Source organism: Streptomyces sp. KR55 (assembly GCF_052245645.1).
In the GTDB taxonomy this organism is placed as follows: domain Bacteria; phylum Actinomycetota; class Actinomycetes; order Streptomycetales; family Streptomycetaceae; genus Streptomyces; species Streptomyces flavusporus.
In genome coordinates, this window is the sequence record NZ_JBQQCE010000771.1 from 1 (window position 1) to 2,782 (window position 2,782).

Consider the following 2,782-nt stretch of genomic DNA (forward strand, 5'->3'; position numbering starts at 1 on the left):
CGCGAGGACCGTGCCGTCGAACGCATCGAGGCCTTCCTGGAGGGCTTCGGCGGACTCCAGGTCGAGGTTGTCGGTCGGCTCGTCCAGGAGCAGGGCGGTGGCGCCCTCAAGTTCCAGCAGGAGGATCTGGAAGCGGGCCTGCTGGCCCCCGGAGAGCCGGTCGAAGCTCTGCTCGGCCTGGCCGGTCAGCTCGTAGCGGCGCAGCCGGGACATGGCGGCGCCCCGGTCCTGGGCGTGTTCGCGCCACAGGATGTCGAGCAGTGACCGGCCGGCCAGCTCCGGGTGCGCGTGGGTCTGCGCGAAGTGGCCGGGCACGACCCGCGCCCCGAGCTTCCACTCCCCGGTGTGCGCCACGTCGTCCCCGGCGAGCAGCCTGAGGAAGTGCGACTTGCCGGAGCCGTTGGAGCCGAGGACGGCGACCCGTTCGCCGTAGAAGACCTCCAGGTCGAAGGGTTTCATCAGCCCGGTGAGTTCGAGTCCCTTGCAGGTGACGGCGCGGACGCCGGTACGGCCGCCCTTGAGCCGCATGCGGATGTCCTGCTCGCGCGGCGGCTCCGGCGGCGGGCCCGCCTCCTCGAACTTGCGCAGCCGGGTCTGGGCCGCCTGGTAGCGGGACGCCAGCTCGTGGCTGATCGAGGCGGCCTGACGGAGGTTCAGTACGAGCTTCTTCAGCTGGGCGTGCTTCTCGTCCCAGCGCCGGCGCAACTCCTCGAAGCGGGCGAAGCGTTCACGCCGGGCCTCGTGGTAGGTGGCGAAGCCGGCGCCGTGCACCCAGGCGTCGGCACCCGCGGGGCCGGGCTCGACGGAGACGATCCGCTCGGCGGCACGGGCGAGGAGTTCCCGGTCGTGGGAGACGAACAGGACCGTCTTGCGGGTCTCCGCGAGACGGTCCTCCAGCCAGCGTTTGCCGGGTACGTCGAGGTAGTTGTCGGGCTCGTCGAGCAGCAGCACCTCGTCGGTGCCGCGCAGCAGCGCCTCCAGGACCAGCCGCTTCTGTTCGCCGCCGGACAGGGTCCGTACCTGCCGCCACTGCGCCTTCTCGTAGGGCACGCCGAGCGCGGCCGTGGTGCACATGTCCCACATCGTCTCCGCCTCGTAGCCGCGCGCCTCGGCCCAGTCGGCCAGTGCCTGCGCGTACCGGAGCTGGGCGGCCTCGTCGGATGGGGGCACCTCCCAGGCCCTTGAGGCACTGGGGGAGGTCATGATGGCGTGCTCGGCGGCGTCGACGGCCGCGGCGGCCTCGCGGATGCGCGGCGGTGCGACGGACACCAGCAGGTCGCGTACGGTCGTCTCGTCCCGTACGGAGCCCACGAACTGCCGCATCACGCCGAGCCCGCCGCTGACGGTGACGGTGCCGCCGTGGGGTTTCAGCTCGCCCGAGATCAGCCGGAGCAGGGTGGTCTTGCCGGCGCCGTTGGGGCCGACGAGGGCGACGACCGCCCCTTCGCCCACCCGGAACGACACATCGCCGAGCAGGGTCCTCCCGTCCGGGAGGTGGTACTCGAGGTGTGCGGCTTCCAGATGTCCCATGAGGCCGCATTGTGCGGGCTGTCCATGACCTGCGGCAAACGCTTATTCGGTCACGTCCAGCGGGCGCCCGGCGGGTCCGCCCTCACCCGCGGGCACCACCGTCGCGCCCGCCCACGACAGCGCCTTCCAGCCGTCGGAGGGTGAGCCCTCGAGGATCACCACGCCGGTGTTCTCCAGCGGGCGGGCGGCGGCGAAGGGCACGTCGACGTTGGCGGCGCGGGCGGCGGTCCACATCCGGATGGCGGCGCCGTGGCTGACCATGGCGACGGTCCCGGCGCCGCTGTCGGCGGCCTCGGCGACCACGGCGTCGTACCGCGCGAGCGCCTCCTCGCCGCTCTCCCCGCCCGGCATCCGCAGCGCGGTGTCACCGGCGGCCCAGGCGAACGCCGTCCGCATGTACTCCTGGCCGCGCTCGGAGTCGCCGGGCAGCAGCTCCAGCTCGCCGGCCGTGAGCTCCCGGATGCCGTCCCGGACGATCACCTCGAGCCCGCGGGCCGCCGCGAGCGGCTCGGCGGTGAGCTGGGTGCGTACGAGGGTGGAGGCGTAGACGGCCTCGATGTCCTCGTCGGCGAGGGCCGCGGGCAGGGCGGCGGCCTGGCGTTCGCCCAGCTCGGTCAGGCCCGGCCCCGGGACGGTGGTGTCCAGCAGGTAGGCGAGGTTGGTGGGGGTCTGGCCGTGGCGGACGAGGAGCAGGCGCATCGATGGGTTCCTCCGGGTGCCGGCCACCGCCGACGGGGCAGAGAACGGCGCCTTCAGGGTACCCGCGCCTGTATGAGCCCAGATGTCGACCTGACCCTGCCGAAACCCGGCCATCACATCCTGCGCGACCGGCTGCTCGCCCTGGACAACCGGCTGTTCGAGTTCGCCGCCGGACGTCACTGGCCCGCCGCCGAGCCCGTCCTGCCGAGGCTGAGCCGGAGCGCGAACCACGGTGTGCTGTGGTTCGCGACGGCGGGCCTGATCGCGGCGAGCCGCACCCCGAGGGGCCGCCGGGCCGCCGTGCGGGGCGTGGCCTCGCTCGCCCTGGCCTCGGCCACCATCAACACCCTCGGCAAGCGCAGTGTGCGCCGCACACGCCCGGTCCTCGACCCCGTCCCGCTGGTCCGGCAGCTGAAGCAGCAGCCGATCACCACGTCGTTCCCGTCCGGTCACTCCGCCTCCGCGGCGGCCTTCGCGGCCGGGGTGGCGATGGAGTCCTCCGCCTGGGGTGCCGTCGTGGCCCCGTTCGCGTTCTCGGTCGCCATGTCCCGCG

At 73.3% G+C, this 2,782-nt stretch carries 3 protein-coding genes; 1 reads left to right on the forward strand and 2 read right to left on the reverse strand.

From position 1 onward, the window contains the following. Together ACTWQJ_RS49780 and ACTWQJ_RS49785 are read right to left on the reverse strand one after the other, a co-directional pair. A partial coding sequence (locus ACTWQJ_RS49780; protein WP_443312954.1) for an ATP-binding cassette domain-containing protein occupies window positions 1-1,530 on the reverse strand: 1,530 nt, incomplete at its 3' end. Between the two features lie 42 nt (window positions 1,531-1,572). Continuing rightward, on the reverse strand, window positions 1,573-2,229 hold the full coding sequence (locus ACTWQJ_RS49785; RefSeq protein ID WP_443312955.1) for a histidine phosphatase family protein: 657 nt from the start codon (window positions 2,227-2,229) through the stop codon (window positions 1,573-1,575). 72 nt (window positions 2,230-2,301) lie between these two features. On the opposite strand from ACTWQJ_RS49785, the gene ACTWQJ_RS49790 reads away from it, so the two are divergent. Continuing rightward, window positions 2,302-2,782, forward strand: a 481-nt coding sequence (locus ACTWQJ_RS49790) for a phosphatase PAP2 family protein (protein ID WP_443312956.1), incomplete at its 3' end; no start/stop codon positions are given.